General features: G+C 48.4%; 22 protein-coding genes. 8 read left to right on the forward strand and 14 right to left on the reverse strand.

Features of this window, described 5'->3' with window-relative positions; translation table 11 throughout:
• A partial coding sequence (locus tag VM802_RS07650; RefSeq protein ID WP_524537092.1) for an aldose epimerase family protein occupies positions 1 to 324 on the reverse strand: 324 nt, incomplete at its 3' end.
• 161 nt (positions 325 to 485) lie between these two features.
• On the opposite strand from VM802_RS07650, the gene VM802_RS07655 reads away from it, so the two are divergent.
• On the forward strand, positions 486 to 1196 hold the full coding sequence (locus VM802_RS07655; RefSeq protein WP_325529235.1) for a 3-ketoacyl-ACP reductase: 711 nt from the start codon (positions 486 to 488) through the stop codon (positions 1194 to 1196).
• A 77-nt stretch (positions 1197 to 1273) separates the two neighbouring features.
• Here the strand turns inward: VM802_RS07655 and VM802_RS07660 are convergent, their stop codons facing one another.
• Genes VM802_RS07660 through VM802_RS07670 form a run of 3 tightly spaced genes read right to left on the reverse strand, consistent with a single transcriptional unit; the run spans position 1274 to position 3468 of the window.
• Positions 1274 to 2245 (reverse strand): hypothetical protein, encoded by a 972-nt coding sequence (locus tag VM802_RS07660; RefSeq protein ID WP_325529236.1) that lies wholly within the window; start codon positions 2243 to 2245, stop codon positions 1274 to 1276.
• 3 nt (positions 2246 to 2248) lie between these two features.
• Positions 2249 to 2605, reverse strand: a complete 357-nt coding sequence (locus VM802_RS07665) for a hypothetical protein (RefSeq protein ID WP_325529237.1) — start codon at positions 2603 to 2605, stop codon at positions 2249 to 2251.
• A gap of 44 nt (positions 2606 to 2649) precedes the next feature.
• On the reverse strand, positions 2650 to 3468 hold the full coding sequence (locus VM802_RS07670) for an alpha/beta hydrolase (protein ID WP_325529238.1): 819 nt from the start codon (positions 3466 to 3468) through the stop codon (positions 2650 to 2652).
• Positions 3469 to 3566: 98 nt separating this feature from the next.
• On the opposite strand from VM802_RS07670, the gene VM802_RS07675 reads away from it, so the two are divergent.
• The gene (locus VM802_RS07675) at positions 3567 to 3986 is read left to right on the forward strand and encodes a hypothetical protein (RefSeq protein ID WP_325529239.1); all 420 of its coding nucleotides are present in this window, start codon (positions 3567 to 3569) and stop codon (positions 3984 to 3986) included.
• Positions 3987 to 4114: 128 nt separating this feature from the next.
• Here VM802_RS07675 and VM802_RS07680 read toward each other — a convergent pair whose 3' ends face one another.
• The 9 genes from VM802_RS07680 to VM802_RS07720 form a co-directional block, all read right to left on the reverse strand.
• Positions 4115 to 5452 carry a TldD/PmbA family protein gene (locus tag VM802_RS07680; RefSeq protein ID WP_325529240.1) on the reverse strand — a complete coding sequence of 446 codons (1338 nt, stop codon included), beginning with the start codon at positions 5450 to 5452 and terminating at the stop codon, positions 4115 to 4117.
• 3 nt (positions 5453 to 5455) lie between these two features.
• Complete coding sequence (locus VM802_RS07685; protein WP_325529241.1) at positions 5456 to 7090, reverse strand: TldD/PmbA family protein; 1635 nt, start codon at positions 7088 to 7090, stop codon at positions 5456 to 5458.
• A gap of 222 nt (positions 7091 to 7312) precedes the next feature.
• Positions 7313 to 8647 (reverse strand): TldD/PmbA family protein, encoded by a 1335-nt coding sequence (locus tag VM802_RS07690; protein WP_325529242.1) that lies wholly within the window; start codon positions 8645 to 8647, stop codon positions 7313 to 7315.
• Positions 8648 to 8657: 10 nt separating this feature from the next.
• Positions 8658 to 10295 (reverse strand): TldD/PmbA family protein, encoded by a 1638-nt coding sequence (locus VM802_RS07695; RefSeq protein ID WP_325529243.1) that lies wholly within the window; start codon positions 10293 to 10295, stop codon positions 8658 to 8660.
• A gap of 131 nt (positions 10296 to 10426) precedes the next feature.
• Positions 10427 to 11872, reverse strand: a complete 1446-nt coding sequence (locus VM802_RS07700) for a hypothetical protein (RefSeq protein WP_325529244.1) — start codon at positions 11870 to 11872, stop codon at positions 10427 to 10429.
• Positions 11869 to 14001, reverse strand: coding sequence for a hypothetical protein (locus tag VM802_RS07705; RefSeq protein ID WP_325529245.1), 2133 nt, complete (start codon positions 13999 to 14001; stop codon positions 11869 to 11871). Before VM802_RS07705 ends, VM802_RS07700 begins: the two co-directional genes overlap by 4 nt.
• On the reverse strand, positions 13994 to 15313 hold the full coding sequence (locus VM802_RS07710; RefSeq protein WP_325529246.1) for an N-terminal double-transmembrane domain-containing protein: 1320 nt from the start codon (positions 15311 to 15313) through the stop codon (positions 13994 to 13996). Before VM802_RS07710 ends, VM802_RS07705 begins: the two co-directional genes overlap by 8 nt.
• Before the next feature lie 4 nt (positions 15314 to 15317).
• On the reverse strand, positions 15318 to 16205 hold the full coding sequence (locus VM802_RS07715) for a DUF58 domain-containing protein (protein WP_325529247.1): 888 nt from the start codon (positions 16203 to 16205) through the stop codon (positions 15318 to 15320).
• Positions 16206 to 16209: 4 nt separating this feature from the next.
• Positions 16210 to 17181, reverse strand: a complete 972-nt coding sequence (locus VM802_RS07720; protein ID WP_325529248.1) for an AAA family ATPase — start codon at positions 17179 to 17181, stop codon at positions 16210 to 16212.
• Positions 17182 to 17484: 303 nt separating this feature from the next.
• Here VM802_RS07720 and VM802_RS07725 point away from each other — a divergent pair, with 303 nt between their 5' ends.
• The 6 genes from VM802_RS07725 to VM802_RS07750 all read left to right on the forward strand — a co-directional run bounded on the left by VM802_RS07725 (position 17485) and on the right by VM802_RS07750 (position 24972).
• On the forward strand, positions 17485 to 18093 hold the full coding sequence (locus VM802_RS07725; RefSeq protein WP_325529249.1) for a DUF4159 domain-containing protein: 609 nt from the start codon (positions 17485 to 17487) through the stop codon (positions 18091 to 18093).
• Between the two features lie 107 nt (positions 18094 to 18200).
• Positions 18201 to 18542, forward strand: coding sequence for a hypothetical protein (locus tag VM802_RS07730; RefSeq protein ID WP_325529250.1), 342 nt, complete (start codon positions 18201 to 18203; stop codon positions 18540 to 18542).
• Positions 18520 to 19275, forward strand: a complete 756-nt coding sequence (locus VM802_RS07735) for an ATPase (protein WP_325529251.1) — start codon at positions 18520 to 18522, stop codon at positions 19273 to 19275. Before VM802_RS07730 ends, VM802_RS07735 begins: the two co-directional genes overlap by 23 nt.
• Positions 19276 to 19314: 39 nt before the next feature.
• Positions 19315 to 20187, forward strand: coding sequence for an AraC family transcriptional regulator (locus VM802_RS07740; RefSeq protein WP_325529252.1), 873 nt, complete (start codon positions 19315 to 19317; stop codon positions 20185 to 20187).
• A gap of 270 nt (positions 20188 to 20457) precedes the next feature.
• Positions 20458 to 23469, forward strand: coding sequence for a SusC/RagA family TonB-linked outer membrane protein (locus tag VM802_RS07745; RefSeq protein ID WP_325529253.1), 3012 nt, complete (start codon positions 20458 to 20460; stop codon positions 23467 to 23469).
• Between the two features lie 27 nt (positions 23470 to 23496).
• Positions 23497 to 24972, forward strand: a complete 1476-nt coding sequence (locus VM802_RS07750) for a RagB/SusD family nutrient uptake outer membrane protein (protein WP_325529254.1) — start codon at positions 23497 to 23499, stop codon at positions 24970 to 24972.
• Between the two features lie 190 nt (positions 24973 to 25162).
• On the opposite strand, the gene VM802_RS07755 is transcribed toward VM802_RS07750, so the two are convergent.
• The coding region (locus VM802_RS07755) for an aldose epimerase family protein (RefSeq protein ID WP_325529255.1) at positions 25163 to 26343 on the reverse strand (1181 nt) is incomplete at its 5' end.

Raw genomic sequence — 26343 nt, forward strand, 5'->3', positions numbered from 1 at the left:
GAAGCGGAAAGGATACACCTGTAATGTCGCCTCGCTGTCTGTCAGCATAAATGTAACCTGGTCTTCACCTTTTGACGCCACTGTAAACACCTGATCCCTTGCAAAACCATGACGCCCCAGCGTATAGTTGTGTACGTTATATTGATAGGTATTATCTTTCAGTCCGCCTACTACCGGGAACAGCACCGGGCTTTTCTTTCCCCAGAAGGCGGGATCGCCACTCCAGAGATATTCCAGGTCGTTATCCCTGCGGCTGATGGATTGCAGCTCCGCTCCTTTCTCTGCTATAGCGACAGTGAGTTTTTCATTATTGATAATGATCATTGCGATTATTTTGATTTTAATTGTGTGGGAAGATAATATGATTTTGGATTCTTTGAAGTTGATTTTGTCTGATCACATATTATGTTTTTATATTTCAGGAAGAAGATCAGGGGAGATATATCAGGAGTGTAGTACTTTTGGGGCTGATAAAACTGACAGATATGGAATCATTGAAAGGGAAAAAGGTACTTGTTACCGGTGGTGGTAAAGGTATCGGGCGGGCAGTAGCGTTGGCGCTGGAAGGAGCCGACATTGCACTGATAGGTCGCAGTGAAGAATCATTGAAGGCAGTGGCCGGAGAAGTGAACAAAACGGGTGTAAAGGCAGCCTATGCCGTTGCTGATGTAGCCTCCATGAAGGAAGTGGACACTGCTGTAGCACAACTCACCAAAGAACTCGGCGCTATCGATATACTCATCAACAACGCAGGCATTGCTGCTTTCGGCGGCTTTCTGGAACTCACGCCCGCACAATGGGAACAGATCATTCAGGTAAACCTGCTGGGCGTATATTACGTTACCCGCGCGGTAATACCCGGCATGATAGAAAGGAAATCAGGTGACATCGTCAATATCTCCTCTACAGCAGGACAACGCGGTGCACCGCTCACTTCCGCATACAGCGCTTCCAAATTCGGTTTGCTTGGCCTTACAGAATCATTGATGCTGGAAATGCGTAAACACAATATCCGTGTAAGTGCGCTAACACCCAGTACCATTGCGACTGATATGGCCAGAGATCTGAATCTTACAGACGGTAATCCTGAAAAAGTATTACAGCCTGAAGATCTCGCAGAATTTATAGTCGCTCAATTAAAATTGAATAAGCGTGTAACGCTGAAGTCCGCTGGACTGTGGTCAACCAACCCTTGACCATGATTATTTTTTGATGTTGTTATGTAGATATTTTGTTCCAAAAAAAATATCTACATAACAACATCAAAAAATAATCACAGTGTCACTCGTTCTTTACTCAGTGCGAATTTCACCCCAAAGATGGCCATGATGTTATCTTTCTTATCAAAGTTCTTCCCGAATGCAGCCACCGCATAGAAGCTTTCACTGATCATGAAGTTCGCAACAAAGGCCAGACGGTCATAGTTAACAGCCTTTTGCAGCTGGTGACGATTTACGTATTCTGCAGAAAGATCAAAACGTCCTTTCTGGTAGTTGACTGATACCCCAAAATCAAGCAGTGTGCTATCTTTCGGCTTGCTGTTACTCCAGGTGTAACGGCCCAGTGCAATGAAGTCGAGCGGAAATTTATCGGGCGCCCAGCGGATATTAGTCCAGATACCTGAGCGGGATGCATACATATTTCTGTAGGTATTGTTAGGCGCGTTGCCGGCGATGGCGCCTGCCAGCTCTACGATGACAAGTCCTCTGTTACGCTGTATATCAAACATAGCACGCAGCTCCGCATTCTTTTGTGCGATGGCGGCAGTGTCCAGTTTATCCGGATCTTCTACGGCCAGGAGGTCGGCGATTTCCTGTTTCTTCTTTAACATCGCTTCCCGGTTCCTGCGGTAATAGAGCTTAAATACCTGTGTTCTGAAACCTGCAGAAAGACTGGTGCTGGTATCTGTTCTGAAGGTGGCAGCTGAGATGTTAAATGTCTGTAAAACCGGGAACCTGTTGTTGATATATTTCTCAAAAGTAAGCCGGGGTTTATTGGTAAGCCAGTAGGGCGTTACGTCCACAGCGCCACCCTGCCACAGATTAATCAGACTGATACCAAATGCTTTCGGGTTGACAGGCTTATCGATAGCTGCAGGTGCTTTATCAGCAAGAATAAAGCCGGGTGCAGTGGGCAGTGTCATATCGCTGATTTTCAGTGAATCCTTTTTGGGTAAGGCTTTCTGTGCAAAGATATGTCCGGATGCCGCGAGAAGCAGCATCAGCAGGATCGCTGGTTTTTTCATGGTTTATCTGAAATTAAAATCCAGTATGAAAGAAATAATATCGCCGTCTGTTTTCACTTCGTCTTTAAATGTGACAACAGCGGGGATGCAGGAACCGAAGCCATAGGTAGCCACGATACCATTTGTGAGACTGTTGGCATCCAGAATGTTGGTAGTGACCTTCAGTGTTTTGCCTGCCAGCTCTTCCGCTTTGCCGAGATGCAGATTGCTGATATCTCCTTTTGCAAGCACGGTTTCATCTTTATCAAAACGTACGATGCTGGCGCCGATCTGAGCATTGCCGATAGTAATGGTTAAAATCACGTCTGAACCTGGATTAACGGTAAGATCAGTGGTTTCCTTTCTTTTTCTGATTGCCATAGGTTTTGTATGCTAAAATAAATATGGGCTGTGCGATACATCTATCACTTCACATTATCCAGCCACGCGGCTATAAAAGCCAGCACTTCTTCTTTGTTGGTTTCGTTGTGCATCTCATGATAACTACCCTCCCATTCCCTGTAGGTGAGAAATTGGGCGGGCGCCCTTTCAGCAAACAAACGGGAGCCTTCCACAGCCGTAAATTCATCTGCATTACCATGTATCAGCAGCGAAGGTATCTTCAGTTGGTCTGCATGTTCCAGGCACCAGCGTCCGTTCCGGATCATGTCGTTGGCCAGGCGCAGACTGAGTTTATCATGCCGCAGCGGGTTACGGCGGAATGCTTCTACAGCATCCTTATCATGGGAGATCTTATTGATATCGAGCCCCTGGTTGATACGCAGGTTGGGCATTATAGCAGTCAATATGTTCAGCACACCACGGAGAAAAGCACCAGGGCGTTTGGCTACTATGAGCGCCGGCGCGGAGATCACCGCAGCCAGTATGACGGGTGTTCTTTGCAACAGGAAGCCTGTCAGCACGCCGCCTCCCATACTGTGACCATACATGACCACCGGCTTTCCGTACAAATCCTTTACATGTTGCAGAAAGGCCTGCAGGTAATCAAACACATATCCGAAGCCGCGGGAAGCACCTCTTTTACCATCGCTCCTGCCATGCCCGTAATGATCAATACCGGTTACGGCAAAGCCCCTGTCAGTGAAGAATTTCGCTACATGATCATAGCGGCTTACATCTTCTCCGATTCCATGAACGATCACCATTACCCGGCCGAAATTGTCCGGGATCCAGTTAATACCATGAAAGCGGGTGTCCTGCCAGGTCCAGTAAAAATCATTCATGGCAACGAAATTAAACATTATTCTATATCTAAATTCATCCGCAGTATTATCGTTGATTTTATAATTTTGTGACCTTATCAATCAAAATTATTTGCAGCATGAGCAAAAACGACCAATCATCACCAGTTTACAGCATTCCGCTGGCTTACCGGAAAATGGAGAACCTTCATATCGTTTTCTGGTTGCTGAAAGATATCAGCTGGTGTATGATATGGAAGCCGCTGGGAGTGGCTATGATCTTTCCTACATTGATCATTTCAATAGTGATCGCCTGGCGCACGAGGAAGTTCATGTCGGAGCTGTGCCATAATCTGGCCATTACCGTATGGATCTCCGCTAACTCGTACTGGATGATCAGCGAATTTTTTCATTTTGATATGAAAGTGATAGCAGGCGATATCACTTTCAAGCATCTTGCATTGATACCATTCGTCACCGGGTTACTGGCGCTGGCTTACTATTATCTCTACTACAGGGTAAGATATAAGTCGGAGGAAGAGGAGGCGGAGGTGATGTAGTTATTTTTTTATGTTGTTATTTAGCTATTTAGTTATTTAAATGCTGGGGAGATCGATATTTGTTATTTCTATAATACCATCTTCGCAGCATTTAAATACCTAAATAACAACATAAAAAAACAACTACATCAAATCGCGTCTGAGAGCGATGTGAAAGTAAAGTCACGGATCTTCATGGGCGGGATCAATGCATTCACATTGGATTCGCCGCTGACAGTGCGTTCGGGTATCCCTAACGCTTCCACGTTATTCAGCATGATGACCGGGCTTTCATTAAAGCGGAAGTTTTTCACCGGGAACTTGATGACTCCATTCTCAATATAGAAAGTTCCGTCGCGGGTAAGCCCCGTAAAGAGCAGCGTCTGAGGATCCACTTCACGGATGTACCAGAGCCTCGTTACCAGGATACCTTTCTCTGTCCCTTTGATCATATCTTCAAGAGAGGTGGTGCCACCTTCCATGATAAATGCATCAGGAGAGGGAACCGCTTTCACTTTATCTTTCTGTGCCCAGTAGCGGGAATAATACATGTTTTTAACAACCCCTTTCTCTACCCAGTTGATCTTCTCCTGCGGCCTTCCGTCACCGTTATAAAAGCTGGTAGGCAGTTCAGGATGCCAGGGATCTGAATAGATCGTCACCCTGTCGTCCATCAGCTTCTGCCCCACTTTGGTTTTACCATCGGGTGCGCTGAGGAAGCTGCGGCCTTCTTCTGCACTACGGGCATCAAGACCATTGATGATATTTTCTATCAGCACGATAGATGCCGCAGGTTCGAGGATAACGGTGTATTTGCCGGGTTCGATAGCACGGGCTCCTTTAGAACCACTGGCTTTCTGCGCAGCCTTTTGTGTGGCGCGGCCAATATCAAACTTTGACACATCGTTGTATCCGCTGGAAGCATATCCGGATCCGGTGCCGTCTTCGGTGCGGAGTGTAACGCTGAAGCGGACATCGGAAGAAGTACTGTAGGCAAAGAGGCCATGACTGTTCATCATTGCAGAGAAAGCGGCCCTGTTTTCCAGGAAGCCGGCTGCTATCAGTTTATTCTCTTTGGTGATGGAAAGGCTTCTGGCCACCTGGTCTGTACGGAATTTAGGATCGATAGCGGCAGTACTCTCTACATAACTACCGGAAGGCTGACCGTATTGCTGAGGGCCTAGGAAAGGCACGTATTCAGGGTTTTCGGGCGCCAGCTTCGCGAGTTCTTCGGAGCGTCTTACCACTTTCTCCAGTGAAACGTCGTCATATTCGTTGATAGTGGCTGTACCAAGTTTTTTACCATAGGCGGAGGAAACCACGAGGGTACTGTTGTTGTTAGCGCCGCTGGTAGAAACGGCATTACGGGCATAGCGTATATTGCCACTACGCTGACCAAAAATGACCACTTCGCACTCATCTGCTTTTGAATAGGCAAGCACCTTTTTCAATAATGCCTGCGCTTCATCTTTGTTAAGTATCGGCATATATCAAATTTTTCTGGCTGTATTAATAACATTTACTCCATTGAAACGGGCGGTAGCCGAACCGTGTGATACGGCGCTAACCTGCTCCGGCTGTCCTTTTCCATCGAAGAAGGAACCACCAAGGCGGTAATCGCTCTTATCTGCAATAGCCTTGCAGGAATTCCAGAACTCCTGTGTATTGCTCTGGTAAGCTACATCTTTGAGCATCCCTGTTATCTGTCCGTTCTTTATTTCATAGAAAAGTTGCCCTCCAAACTGGAAGTTATAACGCTGCTGATCTATAGAGAAAGAACCGTCGCCGACGATATAGATACCTCTCTCTACATTTTTGATCAGGTCATGCGGAGATAATGTACCGGCTCCTGGTTGCAGCGATACATTGGGCATACGCTGAAACTGAACATCCGCCCAGCTCTGGGAATAACAGCATCCCTGTGATTGGTTGAGGCCAATGATATGCGCCTGGTCGCGGATAGCCTGGTAGTTGACAAGCACGCCGTCTTTGATCAGGTCCCAGCGCTGTGTGGCTACGCCTTCATCATCATAGCCTACAGCGCCCAGCGAACCTGGTTGCGTCTTATCGGCCACGATGTTCACAAGGGGACTGCCAAACTTGAAGTTTTTCGATTGCCATTTATCGAGGGTCAGGAAACTGGTTCCCGCGAAGTTGGCTTCATAACCCAGCACGCGGTCCAGTTCCGTCGGGTGACCTACGGATTCATGAATGGTCAGCCACAAGTGCGATGGATCGAGTACCAGGTCATATTTACCCGGCTCCACGGATTTTGCTTTCATCTTCTCAGCCACCTGTGACGCACCCTGACGGGCGTCTTCGATCATGTCATAACGGTCACGATATAACGTAGTTATGCCTTTGATCTTATCGGAGTCACGGGGTTGCAGGTATTCATATCCAAGGCCGCGGGGCGCACTGAGCGCATTACGTGTTTCAAACTTACCGGTTGCCTTGTCAATTTTTGTAATATTGAAAGTAGGCCAGATACGGTGTATATCCTGATCAATATACGATCCGTCGGAGCTGGCAAAATACTTCTGTTCATTGACGAGGAACATATAAGAACCTACATAATCAGCGCCGCCTTTCAGGGCGGCATCATTTACAGCGAGCAGCAGGTCTGCCTTTTCTTTTACCGGCACTTCAAAAGCATTTTTGGTAATGGGCGCTTTCCAGCTCACTTCACCGTAGCCTTTCTGTGGGGCGAGTTCCACCGGGGTGGTCAGCAGGCGTGAATTCTCCTTGGCAATGATAACAGCCAGTTCAGCAGTTTTGGCAATACTGTCTTTGTCCATCTGGTCTGTGGCTGCAAAGCCCCAGCTGCCGTTGGCAATTACACGGATACCGATCCCATATGACTCTGTGTTGATCAGGTTTTCAACTTTGTCTTCGCGGGTGATGACATACTGATTGAGATAACGGCCAATTCGTACATCCGTGTACGTTGCACCTTTAGATTTTGCTGCATTCAGGGCTACGTCCGCCAGTTCCTTCTTCCTGGCAACATCGATCGTATACCAGGGTGTTTCAATAGGGATCGCCTTCCCTATCAGGGGTAACTGTGCCAGCAGGCCGGCGCCAACGCCCAATCCTGTGTACCGCAGGAATTGTCTTCTTTTCATGGGAGCAAACATTTAGAATAATGAGGAGGAAGATGGGATATTTTTTTATGTGGCTATTTTTTTATTTGATTTTGGAATTTGGGGATTATGTGAATTTTGGAATTTTTAAATGCAGCAAAGATTGTGTTTTGCTATATTTTAATCAACAAGTATAAATATTCGCTGCATTTAAAAATTCCAAAATCAAATAAAAAAATCCCCAAATAATAAAATAATAAATAATTAAACCGCATCAGACAATGATGTGAACGTAAAGTCCCTGATCTTCATCGGCGGGATCAGGTAGCTGCGATAGGATTCAACGCTGACACTTCTTTCAGGTTTACCCAGCGCTTCCACGTTATTCAGCATAATTACAGGGCTTTCATTGAAACGGAAATTTTTCACGGGGTATTTGATCTCTCCGTTTTCAATATAAAAAGTTCCATCCCTGGTAAGTCCTGTCAACAGTAACGTCTGGGCGTCCACCAGCCTGATATACCACAGGCGGGAAATCAGGATGCCTTTCTCCGTGCTTTTGATCAGTTCATCCAGTGTGGCGGTGCCGCCTTCCATGATCATATTAGAGGGCATAGGTACAGGCTGTACACCTTTGCTCTTGGCCCAGTACTGTGAGTAGGAAAGATTTTTAATGACACCTTTATCCACCCAGGTAGTCTTTTCCAGCGGAAACCCTTCCCTGCTCCAGGTGCCAGCAGGCAGATCAGGATGGAAAGGATCTGAATAGATGGTTACTTTGGAATCCATGAGTTGTTCGCCAAGACGGTTGCCCCCACCCGGTTTGCTCATAAAGCTACGCCCCTCGTCGGCATTCCTGGCGTCAAAGCCGCGGAACATGTTTTCCAGCATGTACGTAGCGGCCACCGGCTCCAGAATCACCGTATACTTACCTGGTTCTATTGCCCGTGCACTTGCGGAGTTATTGGCTTTGGAGGCGGCAATCTTTGTGGCCTCGAAGGTATCCAGTTTGCTCACGTCATTGAAACCACGTGCAGCAAAGCCGGAGCCGGTACCTTCGCTGTTGCGCGTTGTGATGGTGAATATCACATCAGTATCTGTATCGTAAGCATACAGTCCTTTCGAGTTCATCATCGCATTGAAGCTGGTGGTGTTCTCAATAAATCCTGCTGCTTCCAGTTTAGCATCCTTAGCCACCTGTATACTCTTTGCCACAGCATCAGCACGCTGTTCAGGCGTGATGGCTGCCGTTGCAGGTACATAAGTGATGCCATCCCTGAATTCAGCGGGGCCACGGAGCGGCATATATTCAGGGTTCTCCGGAGCCAGCCTCGCCAGCTCCTCCGCGCGCTGCACTACTCTTTGCAGGGCTTTGTCGTTCAACTCATTGATGGAAGCTGTACCGGATCTCTTACCAAAGGAAGAGGTAACAGTAAGCGTGATATTGCTGATATCGCCGGCAGTAGAGATCGCATTACGTGCATAGCGGATATTCCCGCCTTCTGTGCCTCTCAGCAGCACCTCGCACTCATCTGCTTTTGACCAGGAAAGCACTTTCTGTAATAATGCTTTCGCTTCTTCTTTTTTTAGTATAGCCATGTTAGTAAGATCAGATTTTTCTTGCTGTGTTAATTACGTTTACACCATTGAAGCGGGTGGTGGAACTGCCATGCGATACGGCGTTCGACTGGCCCGGCTGTCCCTTGCCATCATTGAAGGCGCCGCCGAGGCGGTAATCGCTCCTATCTGCAATGGCGGCACAGCTGTTCCAGAACTCCTGCGTATTAGCCTGGTAAGCCACATCTTTGAGCATACCTGTTATCTTACCGTTCTTTATTTCATAGAAGGTCTGACCGCCGAACTGGAAGTTGTAACGCTGCTGATCAATAGAGAAAGATCCGTCACCAATGATATAGATCCCTTTCTCCACGTTCTTAATCATATCATCCACGCTTAACTTTTCTTTCCCGGGTTGCAGCGATACGTTGGGCATACGTTGGAACTGTACATCCGCCCAGCTTTGTGCATAGCAGCATCCCTGTGAGTGATCCAGCCCGATGATATGCGCCTGGTCGCGTATGGCCTGGTAATTAACAAGCACGCCGTCTTTGATCAGATCCCACTGGCCACATTTCACGCCTTCATCATCGTATCCTACAGCGCCCAGCGAACCTGGCTGCAGCTTATCTGCCACCACATTCACCAGCTTGCTGCCAAACTGGAATTTCTTCGATTTCCATTTATCCAATGTAAGGAAACTGGTACCGGCATAGTTGGCTTCGTAACCCAGCACACGGTCCAGTTCTGTAGGATGCGCCACCGACTCGTGAATGGTGAGCCAGAGATGCGACGGGTCCAGAATCAGATCATACTTACCCGGCTCTACTGACCTGGCCTTCAGTTTCTGGTCCACATCTGCGGTAGCATTCTTTATGTCTTCCAGCATGTCATAACGGTCTTTATACCGCGTAACAATACCAGGCACCTTATGTTCCGCCGAAGGCGTAAGATATTCATATCCCATACCTACCGGAGAGCTGAGCGATTTACGCGTTTCAAACTTGCCGGTTGTACGGTCTGTTTTAGTGACGTTGAACATGGGATAAAGCCGGTGAATATCCTGATCGATATAAGAACCATCTGTTGAAGCAAAATACTTTTGTTCATTGATAGCCATCAGAATGGAATTCACGAAATTGGCGCCGCCTTTGAGCGCTACATCATTTACCGACAACAACAGATCTACCTTGTCTTTTACGGGAATAGCAAAAGTATTCTGTTGTACAGGCGTTTTCCAGGACACCTCACCGTAACCCTGTTGCGGAGCAAGCCGTACCGGTTCAGCAATGACCCTGGAATTGGCCTTCGCCACAGCCACTGCTCTTTCTGCAGCTTTGGCAACATCTTCCCTGGTAACCCCGTTGGTAGCTGCAAATCCCCAGCAGCCATTAGCGATCACACGGATACCCACTCCGAATGATTCCGTGTTGGCAATGTTCTGCACGCGGTTCTCGCGGGTAACAATAAACTGGTTGAGATACCTCCCGATACGCACATCCGCATACGTAGCCCCTTTGGACTTCGCTACATTCAATGCCACATCGGCAAGTTGTTTCTTCAGTTTTACATCGATACCATCATTCAGAAAACGCGATGGATCAACAGTATTAGCGAACGCAGAGAGGTTCGGCATGACGAGCGCACCCAGTCCCATTGCGGAAAGCTGGATAAAATCTTTACGTTTCAATTGAAGTTCCTCCGGTTTAGATTGGTTGTTAAAAAGTGGTTCAGCGATTAAGTCAACTACTGGTTGCTAACTTCCCGCAACTGACATCTCGCCTAAACTAAATTTTTTTTCTTACTTTTTTATGCCGCTTGTCATATTTTCTGTTCCCACCATAAAAAGGCAAGGGATAACAATAATGGTACGATGTACCACCAGGGCGATAAAGGTGCATTGGCAGTACCTGTCAATTCTCCCGCCGGCACAGCAAAGGCTTTATCCGGCAATGACGATAAATTTTTCCAGTCATCTTTTCCAAATACATAGATCCAGCGGCTTACCCGGGAAGCTAATAGCTGCTGCCATCCCGCGCGTTGCGGCCAGTATCTCCCCATCCATACGGATGGCAGGAAAGGATGTTGCTGCATATACAACACCGAACTACCTGCCCGTACCTCCGGCTGACCTGACGTTTCAAGCAACACCTCCGTCTCTTCATCTATCCTGGGTAGTATTGAAAGTGTAAATCCATCTGCTTTTTTCCTCCCGGCGGCCATCTCCAGCATAGTGGACCAATAACGTTGATAAGCCTCCTGCCGGCCTTCCAGTTGCCAGCTGTAGGTATTAGATACTTTTGTGTGCACGATCTTCCCCTGCCCTGATAAGGTCACTGTGCTGTAAATGCGGCCAAGGCTGTCCTTCAGCAGCGGCAGCGCATCAGCAGCAACCGGCAACGGCGCAGCCGGATCAGTCTGCAACTGCGGCAAGCGGTAACCATGGAGGAATAAAGTCTGAGGCTGTATATGCGCGCTGACAGTGTCATTCTTTATAATTAATCCCAACCCTGCTTCTGCTGCATAACGGCGTACCTCTGCCGGCACCGCGGAAGCGTTGGCGATAACCACATCAAATTTTTCAAGCACGGCGGGTGTCAGCTTCTCCAGTGGCTGCTGCTCCATACCAGAGAACCGTGTGGCATACTTATCCCTCGACACAAGCGTGCGCATAGCCACTGCATCCCCCTGCTGCACCAGCCAGTCGGCAAGGAAACGATTGTCAAAGTCCGGTGAAGATGATAAAAAGAGTATAGCCATTGGCGTTAGCGGCTGTACTTCAACAGGTAACGGCTGTTGCTCCAGCGTATCAGTACCACGCAGGGCAACGATACGGTACAATGCCCTCCCCTGATGCACTGGAACGGTTTTCAGGGTAAACGGCAATTGTTGGCCACCAGGCACCACAACCGAGTCCATATCTGTATCGAAACCACTGATACGCAACGTTACGGGTTGCTGCAGGTCATTATGATAAGTGCCCTGTATACGCCACTCTCTGCCTGCGGGTAGCTGCAATGGCCAGTTACAGGCAATGATCCCTTTCCTGACAAATGGTTTGACAGTCGTAAGCGATGATATAGCGGAAGATTTTTTTTGCGGAAGAAATACCGGCGAAATGAGCATCGCCAGACAAACCAGTGTCACCGTAGTGGCCAGCAGACGAGCCGCCAGCCAGCGCTTACGGGTACGACGAGCCTCCGCTACCAGTAATACGATGAGCAGCAACAGGCAAACCAGCCATATAATAGAAGTCCAGATTGTCATGGCGTATGGCCTGTTTTAAGGTTGCGGAAATAACGCCGTTGCAGATCCGAACCTGGTATATCAGCAGATCGTTGCGGGTTTTGTGACGGGGCAGATAATATCCTGCGCAGTCCCTTCTGTGCCAACGTAATATCCTTTATCGTAAAATGCCTCTGCCGGATACGGCGCAACGCCTCCAACGCCGGCAAATAGGCGGCAGGTGCAGTAGCAGCCTGCTGCGACAATACCTGCATGGCTGCTGCCAGCGTGTCCGCGCCATTGCTTTGATGATTATCTTTCCATGACTCCAATACGGACAAGGCTATACGAACAATAGCGGTTTCGTCCTTCACTGTTACCTGTTCTTTCTTCATTGCGGGAGAGATCTTGTCCAGCTCTCCGGTAAGGCGCTTCTCCGGCTTCAGCGGTGTTGTTTTCGCCCCTGTCTTAGCCACGTATGAACGGGATTGCTGTTGCAGATCTTTCAATAGCCGCAGCGCCTTGTATGCAAATGGCAAGGCTTCCTGCGGCTTGTAAAGACGCAGCTGCAACTCCGACTTCCACATTTCAGTAAGGGTGGCCTTCAGCTGCTGCTTGATGGCAGGATCAAAGAAGGTAGCATCCTCCGCATTGTCATGCTTGTGCGTGAATCCATCCAGAATTTTCTCTGCGTTACCAAAGTCTTTCGGGTCATTCTCCGTATGCTCTTTACCGTGGTGATCATGGTGGTCATGATCATGGTCATCGTGATCACCGGCTGCACGCGGGTCTCCGATATTCGTTTCAGATTCTTCCCCCAGGAATTTGCCATAGCGAAGCCGCAGCAACTTCTGATCAGTACCCAGGTCGTTACTTCTGGTATTGAATTTTTCTTTTGAAAGACTGTCTTTCTCTTTCAATAGTTGCTCTGCATCGATGATGATCTGGCGTTGACTGCGGAAGTATTCCGGCTTGAAGTTCACGCCATTGACCATCCCATCCAGGCTGAAAAGCTGAGCAGTATCCGGCAACGTAATAATGTATACATCTGAGCGGGTCTGCTGATGACGGGTATCGGTAACGGCTATATGAAAATACAATTCATCACCCGGTTTCATGCCCATCTCAGTCAGGTTGATTTGCCTGCTCAGCTGATAAGCCGGCAGATGGCCCTGGAAACTGCTTCCAAAGCGGAGCTGCTGTTCTTTAAAACGTACTGCCTCCCCACTGCCGCTGGCAATGGTAGCGGTAATAAAGGCATCGCTAATGCCATAGTCGTCAGTAGCAGAAGCCTGTATATTTATCCTGGCAGATTGACCAAATTCTATCACCGTATATGGTTTGGGTGCGCTGATATGTACCACCGGCGGCTGATCGGGGAGCAACTGCAACTGATAGAGGTCCGACAGTTCACCATTCAGCATAACCTGGTAGAATCCGGACTTTTGCACAAGGCGCCCGGCGGTCCAAACAGTGCTGTCTTTTTCAGGCTTCAGAGGCAGTTGTGTGCTGTCGTTGAATATCAATGAAAGAGAGCTTACAGCAGTATTGGTATGCAGTTCCCAATGCAGGCGGGAGCTGTCTTCGGCAGTGATATTAAAGGAAGATTGTGAGCGCCGGGATTTCCCTGTATATGCAGGAGGTTGTATGAAGATATTCACCTGCCGGATGCCGGGAAGTATTTTTTCTTTTTTGATGGCAGAAGATGTGAACGCGATATGATCCGGAAGATAATGACGCTTTACCAGGAAGTGCCCTGCAATACCCGCCAGCAGCGATACGCTGGCGATGAGCAAGGCGCGGCGCAACGGCCGGTAAAAGCGTGGTGGCAACACCACTGTCTCCAGGGCGGCAGCTACTTTCTGCACCTGCATTCTTTCCAGCTGCGGGGCACTCTCCGGGTTACGCAATAACAGGGAAGTACTGTCTTCCAGCTCAGGGAAAGTCTGATCAAGATACCTGGCTATTTCTCCGTTCTCCAACTTCCACGGATATACGAAGATCAGCAGCAACGGCAATGCCACTACAAAACCTGCAAGCGCCCCCCATATACCAAATATTGATCCGGTGAAGGCTGCGGCGGCAGACAGTAACAGGCAGCTATACAACTGGCGGCGCATCCACTGTCTGCGGATGCCGTCAATTTTCGTATAGTAGTTGCTGTTACTCATAAATAGTCGCCTGGGTTTGTTTAAATGAAAAGAAACGCTCCAGACAAAATACCAGCAACAGCAATACCCAGCATATCTGTTGCAGGGGATGTGTTTCCTGCACTACGCGAACACTGGCGCCCGCTGCTAACCGGGGTTGCAGCTGTTGCGGATCTGCCATTCGTCTGTCTTCCCGGTATGTTTTTGCCGCGGGAAACAGCAACTCCAGCAATAATTGCGGGAAGCGCCCGTCCCATACAAGCGCCGTCCAGGCAGGGTGCAGATGCGTATAGAGCGTATCAGAGAGCAATGTATTACCAAAGGCGTCTTTCCATATTGCGCCGGAGGTATCGGCCGCCGGAATCCGCCTGTATATTACGATGTCTGTTCCACTGATCACCGTGTTCCCTTCCACCGGTTTACCGGATGCATATATAACTTTACGTGCAGCGCTCACATGTGATGGCAATGGTTGTTCGGAGAGCCACCAGAGCCAGTCTTGTTGCGCGGGCAATTGCCCGGTACCGCGGACATATGTCAGTACCATCTTCCGGCCGGTGTATTGCTGTACCGCCTGTAAGGCCGCCCGCAGGTAGTATGCGTCTTCCGGATATTTATCCGTGTAAATAGTGCAATGTAATACAGCTGTATCTGCCAGCATCATGGTGTCGTGGTAGTGGAAAGATGTCCCCTCCGGTGTACTGTGACCACCGATAATGCGGAAGCTGTCATTGGTTGTCCTATACGTACAGGCATTCCAGTTACTAACTGAATCTGTCGTCACAGCTGCATACCAGTGGAGATCCAGCGAAAGAGACGGCCTGAAGTACTGTAAACGTTGCAGGCGATTGGATGTAAAAAGATACACCGGCACTCCGGCGGGCACCCGCTGCGGGAGATTACGCAACAGCATCCAGTACGGCAGTGAGCCCGCAGCAGGCAAGGTTCCAAGGTCTGCCTTCCGGAACGTAGTATCAAAAGCATGCAGCTCATATCCTGCCTGTAGCAGGGAATCCACCTGCACCCGGAAAGCAGGATACACATCAGGTTCCAGCAGTACCCATCCTCTGGTATTACGGGCATTGAGTGTTTTCTTCCATACCGGCTCCGACAACAACAGTGCTAAGAGCAATACCAGCAGGCATCGCAGCAACAACAGCCACCAGTCAGAGATCCGGCGGCTCCGTGCATGACGCAGCGAGTCAGCTGTGATCAGTTGCACGCTGCCTATCTTCAGGATCTTCCCTGGCCTGCGTTGCCACAAATGTATAAACACCGGGATCACGATCCCGGCTGTCATGAACAGCCATATGGGTTGCAGTAGTTGCAGCAAAGTATTATCGCTTCATTTTGTTACGTTGGTTCAGCAGATCCCGCAGAGCGGCATCCATAGGCTCCTGCAATATCAGGCGGCGATAGTACATCCCTTTCTGTAATAGCCTGATACGTATCTGCTCCATATATTGTTCCAGTCTTTTCGTATACTCCTCAGGGTTAGTATGCCTGCTCAGTTCCACCTGCCTGCCGGTTTCCAGGTCTTCCACTGCATCGTAGCCGCTGTAGTCGCCATTCAGTTCCCGGCGGCCCAGTAAATGTAACACCATCACCTCATGGCCCAGTGCTACCAGCGTTTCCAGCAGTGTCGTGATCTCTCCCTCCTGCTCATAATAATCTGTCACGAACACAATCAGCTTTCTTTTATGCGGACCGGAGAACAGATCCCGGTAATGCATGGGTGCGGTGAACACACCTCCCGGCTGTATCTTTTCCAGCTGATAATAAAAGCGTGCCATGTGTTGCGCTTCCCGGCGCGCAGCCATTGCAAACAGCGCTCCCTGATGCAGTACAGCCAGCCCGGTAGCATCGCCCTGCAGATGGGAAAGATAACCCAGCGAAGCAATGAGGTAACGCGCGTAATCCATCTTCATGATACCGTTCTCCGTATGCCGCATGGAATTGCTGGCATCGAGAAGAAAGCTGATCTCTATGCTGGTCTCCATCTCCGATTCACGGATGTAATACCGGTCGGAGCGTGCATACATTTTCCAGTCGAGCCAGCGGAGATCATCACCAGGCTGATAGCTGCGGTATTGGCTGAATTCCAGCCCCGCCCCCTTCACCTTTGCGGCATGCATGCCAGCCATAAAGCCATCCACCGCCGTTTTAGCAGCCAGCGGCAAGTCTTTTACAGCAAGTAATATTTCGGGCTTCAGCAGGTTGCTCATAAAATCAGGATAAGCGGGTGGCAGTACGTTCTATTGTCTGCAGTAAAGTGGCGGTAACTTTATCCGGCAGCACCCCTTCCGCTTCTGCCCTGAAGTTCATGAGAATGCGATGGCGGAGTACGGGATAAGCCATGGCGGCTATATCTGGCATAGTAACGGCGTAGCGGCCCTGCAACAAAGCATGGGCTTTCGCAGTGAGAATAAGCGCCTGTCCCGCTCTCGGGCCGGCTCCCCATCTCACCCACTCTTTTACATAATCGCTGGTGGTAGTATCAGGACGCGTAGCCCGCACCAGACGGCTCACGTAATTCACCAGCTCATCACTGATACTCACCTCCCGAACGAGTCGCTGCAGTTCTTGTATATCGTTTGCATCCAGCACTGGTTGCACATGCGCCTTACCGGTGCCTGTGGTGCCTGCCAGGATAGCAGTTTCCTCCTGTTCCGACGGATACCCGATTTTCACATAGAGCAGAAAGCGGTCCAGCTGTGCTTCCGGCAAAGGATAGGTACCGGATTGCTCAATCGGGTTTTGCGTGGCAAGAATGAAAAAAGGCCGGTCCAACGGATACGTTTGCCCGGCATAGGTCACTTCAAATTCCTGCATAGCCTCCAGCAACGCGGATTGCGTCTTGGGTGGCGTGCGGTTGATCTCATCAGCCAGGATAATATTGGCGAACAACGGGCCTTTATTGAATTTGAAAAAACGTTTGCCGGTAGCATGATCTTCCTCCAGCACTTCTGTACCTATAATATCAGTAGGCATCAGATCGGGGGTGAACTGTATACGGCGGAACGACAAATGCAGCGCCTGCGCAAGCGTACGTACCATCAGCGTTTTGGCAAGCCCCGGTACGCCTTCGAGCAGACAGTGACCGCCCGCCAGCATGGCTACCAGTACTTCATCCAGCACCGCTTCCTGTCCTACAATAACTTTTCTTATTTCCTGCTTCAGGCGTGGCAGCTTCTCAATCATGAGACAATAATTTGTGTGATTTTGTTGATTCTTCTGATAAACAAAGATGATATCGACGGATGGTAATTTTATTTATGCTGCGATCTCTGGCTATGACAGATGATTATGTTATCATGTAAGATGATTATATTGGGTAATATAGTTGAAATAATTGCGTGATAAGATAGATATTTATTTCATCAACAGCAAACCACCCAACACCATAAATTACGCGATCATCAAACTTTATTCATCAGCAATCAATCAAATCAAAAGCTATCTTCGTATATCAGGACAATCAAAAAAAACACACGAATCATAGTCATGTTTACATTTGTAAGGTTAAGGTACAGGTCGGGCGACTGGGATACGGATCAGCGGATGCCTTCCAATATCCTCAACTCTCTGATTGAATATACAACAATAGCGGTAGCACCGCAGGAGAAAGTGATAGATCTGAGCAGCACAGAAATATTCCAGTACCCGTTCTGCTATCTGAGCGGTCATAAGCTGGTACAGTTCGATGCACAGGAAGCGGCCAACTTCAAACAATACGTACTGCGCGGAGGATTCGTTTTTGTAGATGATTGCAATCATGATATAGACGGGCTCTTCGCACGGTCCTTTGAAACGCAGATGACACAACTGTTCGGAGCGGGCGCACTGAAAAAGATACCCTCCACCCATGCCATCTATCATTCTTTCTTCAACTTTGAAAAAGGCCCTCCTAATACATCGTTCGAACTGAACGGATGGGGCGATGACCTGGTCCATGACTACCTCAAAGCAATTGAAATCAATAACCGCATAGGAGTGTTGTACAGCAACAAAGACTACGGCTGCGAATGGGATTATGATTTCAGGAACAAACGGTTTCTTGCGGAAGACAATACGAAATTCGGGGTGAATATTGTAGTATATGCGATGCAGTAGGAGGAAAATTTACAAGTTTGAGCACCGGCCTCTATTGCTAATATGACATATTATGTCATGTATCTGGCAAATATTTTGTAATTTGTAGATTATATCAATCATTGGAAATGAATAACAAATCAAAACCCTGGCGAAAAAAAGGGAAACATCTCAGGGCGTTAAAAGCTTTTCATGGAGAACAAGCAAAATATACATTACAAGACTTATTAATCCCTGAAGAACAAACAGATAGGTCTCTTCTCAAGGAAGCTGGCAGGCGGGCTGCATTCAATGCTATTAATGAGAACAAGGCAATGGGTATCCCCATCACTTTTCTTCGGGACGGCTGGGTCGTTCGCAAAATGCCTGATGATACTATTGTCAAAGTCAAACAAATACTAACGAGTGACATAAAAACAAGAGACTTCAAGAAAGGTACTGTATTACATGTTAAAAAAACCAATCGTTAAACGAATGCGCGTTTTTGCCGGGCCAAATGGTTCTGGCAAAAGTACCATCATTAAGGAAATCGAAAAGATAGTTTCTACACGACCATATATTAATGCCGACGATATTGAAAGAACCTGTAGAGAGAAAAAATTTATAAATCTCAGTGATTACTATATTGAAACGGATAATAAGACGTTTTCCGATTTTATCAATAGCTCTACCCTCTACAAAAAAGCCTTGCAAGACGGTTATAATATAGACCTCACATTCTCCGATAATATAATTAAAACCAGCGACACGACTCACTCTTATGAAGCAGCAATTATTTCAGCGTTTATTCGCAATCTTTTAATAGATAATGGTATTTCTTTTTCCTTCGAGACAGTAATGTCCCACCCTTCCAAATTGGACTTATTTAGAAAGGCAAAAGAAAAGGGATTTGTCAACTACTTATATTTTATAGCGACAGAAGATGTAGAAATAAACATAGCACGAGTTGCTGGCAGGGTTATTTTAGGTGGGCATCCGGTACATCCGGATAAGATTAAAGAGAGATATGAGCGTACCCTTGCATTGCTTCCTCAAATGATCCAATATTGTCATCGTTGTTTTATTTTCGATAATTCTTTTGAAGAATACAGACTAATAGCTGAAATTGTTGACGGTAAAGAAATCATTGGTCATTACGATGACATTCCGGCATGGGTAAATAAATATGTTATTCACAAATTAACAGATGACCTATCCCAATAAAAAGAATACATTCATAACAAGTTTAGTAGGTTCCACCACATGAAAGTTTTGCAGTTCACAATTCCCGTAGCGCATGATAAAACTGTTATCACGCAGAAAGATGTTATGCCTTTCTTTTACCCTCACTTGCACCGGCACGAAGAAATACAGCTCACCTGGGTTCAACAGGGTCATGGCACCCTGATCGCAGACAACAATATGCACACATTCAGGCCAAATGATATTTTCTGGATTGGCAGCAACCAACCGCATGTATTCAAAAGTGAAATGGGGAGCGGTAAAAAAGGCGTAGAGGCATTGACGTTATTTTTCAACCCGGATGGCAAGCTGGCTCCTTTGCTGGAGCTGCCTGAGTTTAAGAAGATAAAGTCTTTTATAACACAATACAGCGGCGGGTTTAAAGTGCCCGAAACAGCAGCAGCTGAAGTAGCCTCGCAGATGCAGGAGGTTCACGAGCTGCAGGGCATTTCCAGGTTCCAGTCGTTCACCGGATTGCTGCAGCTATTCAGCACCATCCGTGAGCCGCAGCCCCTGATCTCTGGCTCCAGACTGTCTGTCGCCAATGAGCAGGAAGGTATACGCATCGCGTATATCTACAACTATATTATGCAGCATTTCGATAAAGACATAAGCCTGGAAGATATCGCCAGGGAAGCGCACATGACCCCGCAGGCGTTCTGCAGGTACTTCAAGAAACATACGCGGCTTACCTTTGTGTCGTTTCTGAATGAAGTGCGCATCAACGAAGCCTGCAAACAGCTCGCCGACGGGTCTTTCGACAGCATCGCCACTATCGCCTACAACTGCGGATTCAACAGCATCGCCAACTTTAACCGCGTATTCAAAGGTATCACCGGCAAGTCACCCCGGAGCTACCTCATGCAGTTCGATCAGCTGGAACAACATAACTAAAAACGCACAGATTCTAATAGTTAATGTATTATTAATACGTTCATGATTTTTATACAGTACCATATCTCTACATTTACAGACGTCACTATGCCCTGCTTCATCCACATTTGACAACCACGTGATCTGGCGCCGGATAGGAAACCTTTAGCTTCACACAAAATCGATTCAGCAATCATCGCATTTATCAATCTATCGTCATAAACACTCATTCACACTCTTATGAAACATTTCTTCCTGAGAAAACTATGTTTTCTGTTAACATGTCTGTGCATGGCAGGTGCAGCCACAGCGCAGCGAAGCATCAGTGGTAAAGTGACCGGTGCGGAAGATGGCGCTCCCCTTCCCGGCGTGAACATCACTGTACCCGGCACAGGCAGCGGCGCTACCACCGACGCAAAAGGCAGCTACACCCTGCAACTGCCCGCTACCGCCCGCACACTCACCTTTTCCTTCATCGGCTACCAGTCGCAGTCCATCAGCATCAGTACGCAGGCCGTTATCAACGTAGCCTTGCAATCCGCTACCAAAGGACTGGGGGAAGTAGTCGTAATAGGCTATGGTACCCAGAGCCGCCGCGATGTAACCGGCACCATCTCCACCCTGAAAGGAGCCGATATTAAGAACCTGCCCGTAAGCGATGCCGCACAAGCCATGCAAGGCCGCGTCAGCGGGGTAGACATCGTTCGTTCCGATGGTAGTCCCGGTAAAGAACCCAGTATCCGTATACGTGGTACCGGCACCATCAACGACGCCTCCCCGCTTATCATCATCGACGGCGTGCCTGCCGGTAATCTCAGTGATGTTAATCCAAACGACATCGCCTCAATGGAAGTACTGAAAGACGCCTCCTCCTCCGCCATCTACGGAACCCGCGCAGCCAACGGCGTTATTATCATCACCACCCGCAAAGGCAACTACGGCGAAAAACTGAAAGCCTCCGTCAATGTCTATAAAGGCGTTTCCAACACCATCCGCTACATTCCACTCCTCACCGCTCCGGACCTCGCCAAACTGAAACAGGAACGCTACACTAGCGACGGTGTACCTGTGGAACCTATATGGCTTGATCCTTACTACTCCCAACAACGTACCGACTGGCAGCGGGCATTGCTCCGCAGCGGCCAGGTAACCAATGCTGACGCAAGCCTCCGCGGTGGCAACAACACATCCAACTACATGATCAGCACCGGCTACTACGATGAAAAAGGCATCATCGAAAACACCTACTTCAAACGTTACACAGCCCGCATCAATTCTGAGCATAAACTAGGCAAACGTTTGAAAATCGGTGAAAATCTCCAGCTCACCTACCGGCAGCAGGAAGGCTTCGATACCTACTCTTCGCAAACCGGTCTTATCTTCAGCGCCCTCCGCTTTAATCCTGCCATACCGGTATTCAATCCCGACGGCAGCTACGGCTCCTCCAAAGCAAGTAATGAACTGGGCGATATCAACAACCCCGTATTCATTGCACAAACAACAGACGGCTGGATCAAAAACTACCGCCTGCTCGCCAACGTTTACGGCGAACTGGAAATCACCAACGGACTCACACTCCGCGCCACCTACGGCTATGACGGCAACATCATCAATCAATACAACTGGGCGCCCAAAGTGCTGGACCAGACCCGCACACGCGATCACGCCGAACTATGGAACCGCAGCGAAACCAATGGCTCACAACTCTCTGAAATATTTCTGACCTACAACAAAGTATTTGCACAGGTACATCGCTTCACCATCACCGGCGGTTATTCGCAGCAGGAATGGAAAGGCTACTTCTTCAGAGCCGACCGCTGGGGCTTCAATGACGAATCACCCGATCAACGCGTACCCGACAATGGTAACACCATTCACGATGCAACCGGTAACTTCAAGCCGCAAAGCGCCATTGCATCCGGCTTCGTAAGAGGCTTCTATGGATTTAAAGATAAATACCTCCTGACAGTTACCTTCCGCGCAGATGGTTCTTCCAGGTTCGCACCCGGCAAACGCTGGGGGTATTTCCCTGCATTCTCGCTCGGATGGAGAGTCTCAGACGAACGCTTCTTTAAAGACAATGTGAAATTCGTGAGCAACCTGAAACTCACCGGCGGCTGGGGCCAGCTCGGTAATCAAAACGTAACCGACTTCCAGTACCTCGCACTCGTAAGCAAAGACCGCCGCTATAACTTCGGTGAAAGCCCCTATACCGGTATCTGGAATTCCAGACTCTCCAACCCTGCCATCACCTGGGAAAAGGCGGAAATGACCAACCTCAGCATGGAAGCAGGCTTCTTCGATAATAAACTGAATGCCACCATCACCTGGTTCAATAAAAATACACGGGACATGCTGGTACCAGCCCCGGAAATGGACCTTCATGGCACATCCGCCATTCCCGACCGGAATATTGGTCAGCTCAACAACAAAGGATGGGAAATAGAACTGAACTACCAGGGCGGCAATGAACGCTTCCGCTATAACATCGGCGCCAACGCTTCCTTCATCAAAAACACCGTCACCAAGCTGTATGAAGCCGACAGCTACATCTCCGCGTCTCTCTATGGAAGACAGCAGCAGGAAATATCCCGTACCTACGAAGGACAACCGCTCGCATCCTTCTACGGATGGAAAACAAACGGCATCTATCAGACGCAGGAAGAGATCAACAATGATCCCAACATTAAAAATGATCCGCTCAAAACCAAGATACAGCCAGGTGATGTGCGCTTCGTTGATACCAACGGCGACGGCATCGTCAATGATCTCGACCGCGTAAACCTCGGAAATCCCAATCCGAAAATGGTATACGGCATACAGGCAGGCGCAGCTTACAAAGGCTTTGACCTCAATCTTTCCTTTGCAGGCGTAGCCGGTGTGAAGCTGTATAACGCAGACAGAATGCAGGGTATGGACGGTAATGCGCCCTTCAATATGTATGCAGAGGCGCTGAACCGCTGGCACGGCCAGGGTACCAGTAACAACGTACCACGCATGACGCTCGCAAATGCCAATCAGAACAACCGCACCTCCGACCGTTTCGTAGAAAGCGGCGACTACTTCTCGCTCCGCAATATCTCGCTCGGGTATACCATCCCTGCAAAGGTCTGGGGCCGCAGTGGCATCTCCGATGTCCGCGTATATGCTGCCGCACAAAATCTCTTCATGCTCACCCGCTACACCGGCCTCACTCCGCAACTGGGATACAATGATGTAGATGGCAACAAACAACGTGGTGTGGATGTAGCCGCTTATCCGCAGGCCAGGAGCTTCACTTTCGGCGCAACACTCAATTTTTAATCCTGACGGAAACTAAATAATTGTATCATGCAGACATTCAGACATATCATCATATCCGCCCTGTGCGCAGCCTTATTCTCTATTTCCTGCAAAAACGTACTGGACGTGAAGCCGCAGGGTAACTACACCACCGGCAACTACTGGCGCAACCAGAACGATGCACTTGACGGCATCACCGGTATCTATAATGTATTGCTGGAAGAAGATTACACCGGGTTCAACGAATTTGTGTTCGACAACTGCTCTGATGATCAGGTGCGCGGCGGCGACCACGACTACGACGATGCAATAGAAGCATTCACCTACGATGCATCTTCCTACTCCGTGCGCGTTGGCTGGAGGTGGAAATATGAAACCATCAATCGCGCCAATACAGCCCTGATCTATATCCCAAAGATCACAGACATCGACCCCGCCATTAAAAACCGTTGCCTGGGAGAAGCCCGTTTCTTCCGCGCATTCGCCTACTGGCGCCTGCTGCTGATCTATGGAGATGTACCGCTGATCACAGAGGACGATGTACAGAAATCCATCTACAACAAGCCGAAAGTAGGTGCAGACCAGGTACGGCAGCAGATAGAATCAGACCTGATCGCCGCTGCAGATCTGCTGCCTGAATCATATAGCAACGCCGACAAAGGCCGTGTAAGTAAAGGTACCGCCTGGGGCCTGCTCTGCAAACTCTATATGGAATGGAAGAAACTGGACAAAGCAATTGAATACGGCAACAAGGTAATAAGCAACCCTAACTATGCATTAGCACCAAACTACCAGGATAACTTCAGCGTAGCTACCGGTAACAACAGCGAAATGCTCCTCGCCGTACAAACTGTAGACGGCAACGGCTATTCAGATTTCATCACCTACCATGCTCCCCGCAAATGGAACGGCTGGAGCTTCTTCTACCCTACTAAAAGCCTGGTGGATGAGTTTGAGTCCGGCGACCCGCGCAAAGACATCTGCATCATGAAGCCAGGTGATAAGATCGATATAGGCACTGAAATCGCCACCTACACAGCAGATCTCTCCTGGACGGGCTTTCATTACAGAAAGTTCTGCAGCTGGAAACCCGGCGGCGGATTGAACTATTCCCTGAAAACACCGCTTATGCGTTCTGCAGATATTTACCTGCTGGTAGCGGAAGCCAAAATCCGCCTCAATGGTGCAGGAGCCGGTGATGCAGAAATACAGGCCATCCGCAAACGCGCATCCGCAACACTTCCCCCGGTAAACGGGGCCGGCATGAAAGTGCTGATGCATGAAAGAAGAGTGGAACTATGCGGAGAAAATGAAAGACAACAGGATCTGCTCCGCTGGGACAAAGCCGGCCTCATAGATATTACAGCCATTAACAAACAACCCAAACTCACCTATGACGGACAAATAATAACCAAAGGCGGCGCAGCAAGAACTTTTATCAAACCTAAACACTACTACTTCCCGCTACCACAACAGGAAATAGACAAAAGTAAAGGCGTATTGAAACAAAATCCTGATTATTGAGCGGATAATGTCTGAACTATGATTTATGTGATTATATTGATGCTGATGATGAACGAAGATCATGGAAAAGACAATAGTGAAAAATAAAAATGCTTAAAAGCGAACGGCCCATTTAGAATTAATCTAAATGGGCCGTTCGCTCATATCTTCGTTCATCATCGGCATCAATATAATCACATAAATCACAGTCTCACTTTGTAGAGAACTTATACACCGTTGTCTGCGTATACGTCTCCCCTGGCTTGAGTACTACGTTAGGAAATGACGGTTCATTGGGAGAGTCTGGAAAATGCTGTGTTTCCAGGCAAAGGCCGGCATGCTGCACGTATTTCTGACCATTGCGTGTATTTGTTAACGTACCATCCAGGAAGTTGCCTGAATAGAACTGTATGCCCGGCTCTGTTGTAAACACCTCCATGAAACGGCCACTGGCAGGATCATATAAGGTAGCTACCTGCTCCGATGCATTTCCTTCTTTGTCGGGCACCCAGTTATGATCAAAGCCACCTTTCACTTTGTCGATATCAACGCCTATTTTCTTAGGTGAAGTAAAGTCCATAGGGGTACCTTTTACCGGCTGCAGGCTACCGTCAGGAATAAGTTTATCATTGACAGGCGTGAAGCGGCTGGCTTTCAGCGACAGCTCGTGCTGGAGAACATCCTTTTCTTTGCCTGCCGATAAGTTGAAATAAGAATGGTTAGTAAGATTCACCGGTGTTGGTTTATCGGTGGTAGCTTTGTAGTCAATTCTGAGCGCATTATCCGGCGTGAGCGTATATATCACGGTAACCTTCAGGTTGCCCGGATAACCTTCTTCTCCGTCTTTACTGGTGTATGATAATTGCAGGATACTGTCTCCTTCCTGCGTGGCCGACCATACTACTTTATCGAAACCTTTGATACCCCCATGCAGTGCATTGCCGTTGTTATTGGCCGCCAGTGAGTAATCCTTACCATCCACCTTGAACTTTGCATTGGCGATACGGTTAGCGTAACGTCCGATCAGTGCGCCAAAATAAGGCTGTCCTTTCTGCTGGTAGCCGGCCAGCGATTCATAGGAGAGTACCACATTGCCTTTCTGTCCTTGCTTGTCAGGAGTGATGATATCGGTAATAATACCGCCATAGTTGAGGATCTTCACCTCCATACCAGCAGCGTTTTTCAGGGTGTACTGCAATACTTCCTGACCATCAGCCTGACCATAGTTGCGGGCCACTGTAGATGCGACAACAGCAGAATCATGCAGGCTTTCATTCGCTTCCTGTCTGGGGGTTGCATTGTTGTTACAGGAAGCCAGAAAAGTACTGCCAGAAAGCATAAGGGCGGAGAAAGCCCTGAGATTGATTTCCATAACGTATTTAGAATTGTAAG

The organism is Chitinophaga sp. (assembly GCF_035538455.1).
In the GTDB taxonomy this organism is placed as follows: Bacteria; Bacteroidota; Bacteroidia; order Chitinophagales; family Chitinophagaceae; genus Chitinophaga.